We start from the raw sequence: 6,503 nt of genomic DNA, 5'->3' as shown, positions 1-6,503 counted from the left end.
AGTAGTCCCCGGAAGCCCAAGCGCCGGGTGGGTGGCCGGAGGTCGCCGCGAGAGCGGCGGTCGTAGGCGACCCACAAGGCATCGCGACCGGGCGTCGAGTCATTGTGGAGCCAGGTCCCGACCCCTGGTTGGGTCGGGACCGGTCGAACGCAGGACGGCCGGGGCGCCGAAGGCAATACCCGTCGCCAATTTTTTGCTCCTTTTGGAGACTTGGATGTCCCAAAAGGTTTCGTAAAAAATGGCGACGCAATCGATTGGTGGCTGCCGATCCAAGCTCTATTCGTTCCCTCGATCATTCTCGCATGGCGGCTGGATTTTCCGCCGAGTCTCTACCTGGCGGCTTTTGTACTGCTGTGGCTGGTCTTTCGCAGCAATCTTCGCGATCGGGTTCCCTTTTATTTAACCAATCGCGGGACCTGGCTGGCCGTCTCGGAAATATTGCCGAGGCACGGCGCGTTTAAGTTTGTCGATTTGGGTTGCGGCTGGGGCGGCGGCTTGGCCGTTTTAGCCAAGCAATGCAAATCCGGCGAGTTCTTGGGAGTCGAATCGGCGCCGTTGCCATTCCTCCTCGGCTGGCTATCTTTCAGAAGAGACGCCAATTGCCGTATTCGATTCGGCGATTTCTGGAACGAGGATCTAGGCTGCTACGATGTGGTTTACGCCTTTCTATCGCCGGCTCCGATGCCTCGCCTGTGGCGCAAGGCGCGAAACGAAATGAAGCCGGGGTCGCTTTTCATCAGCAACACGTTCGGCGTGCCCGATCTGCCACCCAATGAAACCTTGACCTTGCAGGACGTCCGCGCCGCCAAACTATTGGTTTGGCGGATGTAGGGTGAGAGTCCAGAGAGATCGTTTAGCCCGTTGCCGCTCGGTACCGGAACCGCATCAAAACAAATAAGGGTGCGCGGCATTGAAGCCGTGTACTTTGGCGCGCGGCTTGAAATCGGGCGGCTGCCACGGCTCCTTCACCTCACCGGCGAGGAAGCGGGCAAGCCAAAAGGCTTGGTGCCGTATCGGCATGATATAGGCATACAGCCGGCCGTCGACGAATTCGGCGGCATCGCCGATGGCATGGACATCGGGGTCGCTGGTGCGCAGGAACTCATCGGCCAATATGCCCCGATTGACGGTCAAGCCGGCTTGCCGCGCCAGATCGGTTCGCGGCTTGAAGCCACAGGCGACGATAACGCCGTGGAAACCGGTCGCGAGCTCGTCTTGCAATTTCACGGCATAAAGAGCGCCGATTTTTTCGAAATCCTGAACCGCGGCATTCAAGCGGGCCTCGATTCCATGGCTTTGCAGAACCTTCAGCAGAGTGGCCGAATCTTCCTCCACCAACTGGCGTTCCATGAGCCTTGCCAAGGCATGAAACAATATGACTCGGTCGCCTGCCTTGGCCAGATCGGAAGCGACTTCGCAGCCGATCAGCCCACCGCCGACAACTGCCCACAAGGGTGTCCCCGAAGTCTCGATGACTTGTTCCCGGTGACGGCGGAGTTCGATCAAGTCGTCGAGGCTGTTTACGACGGAAAACAATTCGCTGCTCGATTGAAATGGCGGTGGGATTAGCGCATCCGAACCCGGCGCGAGCACGAGCTTATCGTAATTCAGCGTGAATTCACCGGTGTTATTCCGGCACAAAACCGTTTTGCCATCACGGTCCAGCGTCAGTACCTCCGTTTTGCCGTGAACCTCAATACCGGCGTCCCGCAACGCGTCGAATGGCTTTAGAATGATTTTGGTCTCGACATCATCCCGTGAGAAACCGTGGGATAACATGGGCCGCGAATAATGGCCGTGACTCTCTTGGGTTACCACCGAGATACGGTTGTCCGGCTGTAGCTTCCGAAGTTCCTCTGCGAAGGTGATGCCGGCGATACCCGAGCCGATGATGACGACGTGCATGGGACTTCCTCGTGCTTAATCGGTTGGCGTGTTGAGCGGAATCGTCGATTGGTTTTTGCGCCGATCTCTCTATCGGCCCTGATCGATATTCAGTGATCTTCCGTTTCCGGTCGGGCGATCTTGCCGAACTCGCGCGCCTGAGACAAGAGTCCCGTCGACGTTACCGCAAAAAACGGAACGACAGGCAGGTCCGCGCTGCGTAGAGCGTGCGCCACCCAGACATTGCACGTATTGAACATATGGAATTTGCCTTCGGCTGCGTAAAAGCGGCTTTCAGGATACAAACCCGGGCTGATTGCCGAAGCTCTGGCTGTATCCATGCGGGTATAGGTGTTGTGAATATACGCAACGAGTTGCTTAAGCTGCCGTTCCGATAAGGTAATCTCCACGATCTCGGCGGCGGGGAAGTAATCGGTCGGATGGACAGGCAATCCGACAACGTGCAGAACGCTGTCGGTCGGGACTAAGACGGCCTTGAGGGCAAACCAGAGGTTAAAGCCGGGGGCCTGATAAAAATCGCGGTCTCCCCAGCCAACCTCGAGATATTCCGCATCCGGAAAGTCCGCGCTTTCCGGCCATAGACCGGTCGGGATATCGGTCCGTCGAATCGCAAGACCGGCGTGCCAGCCTAAATCGATCAAATAGATCTCATGGCCTGGCCCAACTTCGTTCACGGCTAAAGGCTCTTGCAATCGGCTCGACGCGCAGCCGGCAAAGAGCGTTAGCGCCGCCAACAGCCAGGACAGTTTTATCAGCGCAATCAGCGTACCGATTGTCTTGAGATATCTTTCAGTCCCGTCTTTCGGATCACGCAACATGACATAAGCGATTGGAGCGAGAGTCGACTATGTGAGAATCTCGCGGCCGAATCATAGGTAAGGGTTAGCCGCTCAAGCCGCGGATTCCGACACTGTGGCGGACTTTCCGTACGAGTGGCGCACTGTAGCTCCGGGCCTTGCGCGCACCATCCTGCAGCGCTTCCTCGATTTTATCGGGCGCCTGTAGCAGGGCTTCGTAACGCTCCCTCGCCGCCGTCAGATGATCGTTCAGATATTCGAACAGGATAGTTTTCATTTCGCCCCAGGCGATGCCCTCCTCGTAGCGCCGGCGTACCGCGGCGGTCTCTTCCTTGGTCGCGAAAGCCTTGTAGATGCTGAACAGCGTGCAGGTGTCGGGATCTTTCGGCTCGCCAGGCAACAGCGAGTTGGTTTTGATCTTCATGATCAACTTGCGTAGCTGTTTTTCCGGTGCGAACAACGGGATGGTGTTGTCGTAACTCTTGCTCATCTTTCTTCCGTCCAGTCCACATAAGACAGCGGTATCCTCATTGATCTCCGCTTCGGGAAGCACGAAGTGCTCGCCGTAGATATGATTGAACCGTCCGGCGATATCCCGCGCCATCTCGATGTGCTGAACCTGATCCTTACCCACGGGAACTTTATTGGCGTTGAATATCAAAATATCAGCCGCCATCAGAATGGGATAATTGAACAAGCCCATCGTGATCCCTTTATCGGGATCGCTTTCGCCGCTCTCTTCATTGGCCTGAACCGCCGCCTTATAGGCGTGGGCGCGATTCATCAGTCCTTTTGCGGTAACGCAGCTGAGTATCCAAGCCAGTTCCGCGATTTCGGGGACGTCCGACTGGCGGTAAAACACGGCGTTTTGCGTATCCAGCCCCAAGGCCAACCAGGTCGCGGCGATCTCCAACGTGGATTGGCGGACGCGCTCCGGGTCTTGGCATTTGATCAGCGCATGGTAGTCCGCCAGAAAATAGAAAGGCAGAACGTTATGATCGCGGCTGGCTTCGATGGCAGGGCGTATGGCGCCCACGTAATTGCCGAGATGTGGGGTGCCGGTAGTGGTAATTCCCGTCAGAACGATGGATTTAGTGCTCATAGATTCAATGCGTTGGATTGCTGCGTCGTTCCAATTGTCTATCTTTTGGGGCATGTCAATTTAGCCGCGGCACTATGGCATAAAAGGATATCAATTGCCAAACTCGGAAGCCGAAGCGGCCGGGCAACTTCCAGTACAATCTATCGGTTAGAATATTGATAAACCTAACGAGGAGTAGCGAAGCTATGCTGGAATTCGACGAAAAGCGGGATTTCATTCGCATGCAGGCCCACTGCAAGATGAGCTTCAGGCTCGCCGACGGCGATGCCGTATATGAGGGGGCATGCGTGAATATCAGCGGGTCTGGCATCTTGTTCGAGACCGATACCACCGTCGATGCCGGCAAGGCTGTAGAAGTTCGTCTCGTTCCGGACAACAAGATTACGCCTCCCTTGACGGCCTATATTGAGGTAATCCGTTGCACGGAGACCGAAGCGGGCCGCTATCGCATAGCCGGTGCCATCAAAGGCATCAAGAGCGAGTGAGATCGTTCGTTAATGTCCTCATCGCAATCCATGTTTACGATTACCAAAGAAGTGTATTTTTGTTACGGACACCGTCTAATGGAACATGCGGGCAAGTGCCGTCATCTCCATGGACACAGTGTCAAAGCAGCGATTACCGTGACTGCTCAAAGTTTGAACCAACAGGGCATGGTATGCGATTTCGCTGAAATCAGCGCCGTTGCGTCGGACTACATTGATCGGCAGCTGGATCATAATCTGCTTCTGCACAAGGACGACCCGCTCTTGCCGGCGCTCGTTTCAGCCGGAGAGCGTTTTTTGGCTCTCGACGGGCATCCGACGGCCGAATATCTGGCCAAGCTGATCTTCGGGCACGTCGCAAGTCGAGGTTATAGCGTCAAGAGCGTTACCTTATGGGAGACTTCCAGCGCTTGCGCTACTTACAGTGAATTTTGAGAGATTGTTTTACCGGAAATGAGTATTTTCCAGCCTGCAGAAAAATCTTTCTGGCTACAAAAAGTCTGCGAATCGAACTACGAGAAACTGGCGAACCTAATTCCCGATTTGACCCGCATTGACGAGACGGCTGTTGCCCAGGTCAACGGCAAGCCGTCTTTGCATCTGAGATTGCTCGATCGGTCGCCCTATACGCTGACACTGGAGCTTACCCACGACTTCGTGCGGGATTTCGAGCCGGCCGTGAAAATTCGCGTCAGCTTGGATGCCAAGACCGCCGAAGCGCTCAGCGATTATTGCCGTCCATTCGTGCTGGATGCGGTAAGGGACCGGTCGAACGCCGAAAATGTGCTGGACTACAAATGGTCGCTGAACTACTTTCTCACCCGCTGGCTGGATCACTGCCTCCAAAGCGACTATCGATTCGGGACCGCCCGTTATTCGCGGGAAGAATTCGTCACGATCTAATTCCATTTCTCGCTTATATCATGATGAATGAGATATAAATGAAAAAGTCCGCATTTATGTGGGCTTACGGATATTTTTGGATGTCGCCGGAAAGGTGTTTGGTGGCGGCTGGAATTGAACCTTGAGGTATTCTCGATAGATCAATCACCTGTGATTCACTACTGCTAATTCTGTGTCAATCGGAAGCGGTTTCCATAACTTGCGCGGGTTTTAGCAGTTTCTTGGCCTAAACCCTTTCTCAAAGATCATCAAGATATATCCGGTCTCGCTAAACCAGTATCCCATCTCAACTAAAGCGGGTTTCATGTGGCGCTCCCATAAAAAGCTGCTTCCTACAAAAATGGGTATAGAAACGTAAATTGTTTAACTGGAAATTCCTCAATCACCTCCATACCCTAGCAGCTTTTTCGCGGGCAGAATGTTGCTCAAAAGAGAGGTTGCCGCTTATGTACTTACCTCAGGAGTCACCAAGACGGGCTTCTACGTCCATGCGCTCATGCAGGATGCGAACAATTTCAATTTGGTCGGCTTCCGTTTGACGGTAGAACACGATGTGTTTGCCGATAGGGTACTTGCGGTAGCCGGAGCGGATGTCGCCACAGTCGCGCCCCATGAGCGGATTGGCCGCCAAATCATGAAAACTCCCGTCTAGCACCGCAAGATAACGGTTCCGCTGCGCTATGCCCCAAGTGTCTTGCGTGTAGCGGCCGATGGACTTCAAGTCTGTCATTGCCGCGTTGGTCAGCACAAAGCGGGGCATCAGTGCGCGCTTTCACCGTCGAGTTCATCCATCAGACCTTGCAGGGAATAATCGGCACGACCGCTCTCTTCACCCTCTTTGAGGGCCTGACGCAAGGCGGCTAGTTTCGTCTCATGCTCTTCAAGAAGCCGCAGTCCGGCCCGGATCGCTTCACTAGCTGAACCATAGCGCCCTTCGGCAACCTGCTTGGCAATGAACTGTTCAAAGTGAGCGCCAAGGGTAACGCTGGTGTTTTTCTGCACGGGGGTCTCCTCTGTATCTTGGTCCGTTATACCATTAAATATTATCAAATGGTATGGCATCCACGCCGGACGGCAAACCAGACGCTTACTTATGGTGTGCTCCAGAGCATCGGCGTTACCCGCGCCAGTTTAACCACTTATGGGCTGTTCAAATTTCCGAAACCACTTTAGGGCGCCTCGAAAAACCTGTCTGCTGAGATAATGGCTATCTCTCAACCCATGCAAGAAGCCCCGCCATGAAGATCAAAGAGAGCCTGTTTGCTGCTGAGGAACGAGAAGCCAAGCTCGACCGACTCGGAGATGTGTTGC

Annotated in this window: 9 protein-coding genes; 4 read left to right on the top strand and 5 right to left on the bottom strand. The window is 54.5% G+C overall.

Going from position 1 to position 6,503, the window contains the following annotated elements; translation table 11 throughout:
• Positions 1-210 precede the first annotated feature (210 nt).
• Complete coding sequence (locus tag VEB01_RS05220) at positions 211-831, top strand: class I SAM-dependent methyltransferase (protein ID WP_324873432.1); 621 nt, start codon at positions 211-213, stop codon at positions 829-831.
• A gap of 54 nt (positions 832-885) precedes the next feature.
• On the opposite strand, the gene VEB01_RS05215 is transcribed toward VEB01_RS05220, so the two are convergent.
• The 3 genes from VEB01_RS05215 to VEB01_RS05205 form a co-directional block, all read right to left on the bottom strand.
• Positions 886-1,905: an NAD(P)/FAD-dependent oxidoreductase gene (locus VEB01_RS05215; protein WP_324873430.1), complete on the bottom strand. Its 1,020-nt coding sequence runs from the start codon at positions 1,903-1,905 to the stop codon at positions 886-888.
• 89 nt (positions 1,906-1,994) lie between these two features.
• Positions 1,995-2,723, bottom strand: coding sequence for a DUF2459 domain-containing protein (locus VEB01_RS05210; protein ID WP_324873428.1), 729 nt, complete (start codon positions 2,721-2,723; stop codon positions 1,995-1,997).
• Positions 2,724-2,787: 64 nt separating this feature from the next.
• Positions 2,788-3,804: a tryptophan--tRNA ligase gene (locus tag VEB01_RS05205; protein WP_324873426.1), complete on the bottom strand. Its 1,017-nt coding sequence runs from the start codon at positions 3,802-3,804 to the stop codon at positions 2,788-2,790.
• Positions 3,805-3,989: 185 nt separating this feature from the next.
• Here VEB01_RS05205 and VEB01_RS05200 point away from each other — a divergent pair, with 185 nt between their 5' ends.
• The 3 genes from VEB01_RS05200 to VEB01_RS05190 are packed head-to-tail and all read left to right on the top strand — an operon-like array spanning position 3,990 to position 5,192.
• Positions 3,990-4,289 carry a PilZ domain-containing protein gene (locus VEB01_RS05200; RefSeq protein WP_324873424.1) on the top strand — a complete coding sequence of 100 codons (300 nt, stop codon included), beginning with the start codon at positions 3,990-3,992 and terminating at the stop codon, positions 4,287-4,289.
• A gap of 12 nt (positions 4,290-4,301) precedes the next feature.
• Positions 4,302-4,724, top strand: a complete 423-nt coding sequence (locus VEB01_RS05195) for a 6-pyruvoyl trahydropterin synthase family protein (protein ID WP_324873422.1) — start codon at positions 4,302-4,304, stop codon at positions 4,722-4,724.
• Between the two features lie 18 nt (positions 4,725-4,742).
• Positions 4,743-5,192 (top strand): DUF1249 domain-containing protein, encoded by a 450-nt coding sequence (locus VEB01_RS05190; RefSeq protein WP_324873420.1) that lies wholly within the window; start codon positions 4,743-4,745, stop codon positions 5,190-5,192.
• Between the two features lie 457 nt (positions 5,193-5,649).
• Here VEB01_RS05190 and VEB01_RS05185 read toward each other — a convergent pair whose 3' ends face one another.
• Both VEB01_RS05185 and VEB01_RS05180 read right to left on the bottom strand, forming a co-directional pair.
• Positions 5,650-5,952 (bottom strand): type II toxin-antitoxin system RelE/ParE family toxin, encoded by a 303-nt coding sequence (locus tag VEB01_RS05185; protein WP_324873418.1) that lies wholly within the window; start codon positions 5,950-5,952, stop codon positions 5,650-5,652.
• On the bottom strand, positions 5,952-6,194 hold the full coding sequence (locus VEB01_RS05180) for a type II toxin-antitoxin system ParD family antitoxin (RefSeq protein WP_324873417.1): 243 nt from the start codon (positions 6,192-6,194) through the stop codon (positions 5,952-5,954). Before VEB01_RS05180 ends, VEB01_RS05185 begins: the two co-directional genes overlap by 1 nt.
• Between the last annotated feature and the right edge of the window lie 309 nt (positions 6,195-6,503).

The sequence above is a fragment of the Methylocaldum sp. genome (genome assembly GCF_035627495.1).
Lineage (GTDB): Bacteria > Pseudomonadota > Gammaproteobacteria > Methylococcales > Methylococcaceae > Methylocaldum.
This window is presented reverse-complemented; position numbering and strand designations above follow the sequence as displayed.

Coding starts and splice junctions, on each gene's coding strand:
- VEB01_RS05215 (WP_324873430.1), bottom strand. CDS start 1,905: ATGCACGTCGTCATCATCGGCTCGGGTATCGCCGGCATCACCTTCGCA.
- VEB01_RS05210 (WP_324873428.1), bottom strand. CDS start 2,723: ATGTTGCGTGATCCGAAAGACGGGACTGAAAGATATCTCAAGACAATC.
- VEB01_RS05205 (WP_324873426.1), bottom strand. CDS start 3,804: ATGAGCACTAAATCCATCGTTCTGACGGGAATTACCACTACCGGCACC.
- VEB01_RS05200 (WP_324873424.1), top strand. CDS start 3,990: ATGCTGGAATTCGACGAAAAGCGGGATTTCATTCGCATGCAGGCCCAC.
- VEB01_RS05195 (WP_324873422.1), top strand. CDS start 4,302: ATGTCCTCATCGCAATCCATGTTTACGATTACCAAAGAAGTGTATTTT.
- VEB01_RS05190 (WP_324873420.1), top strand. CDS start 4,743: ATGAGTATTTTCCAGCCTGCAGAAAAATCTTTCTGGCTACAAAAAGTC.
- VEB01_RS05185 (WP_324873418.1), bottom strand. CDS start 5,952: ATGCCCCGCTTTGTGCTGACCAACGCGGCAATGACAGACTTGAAGTCC.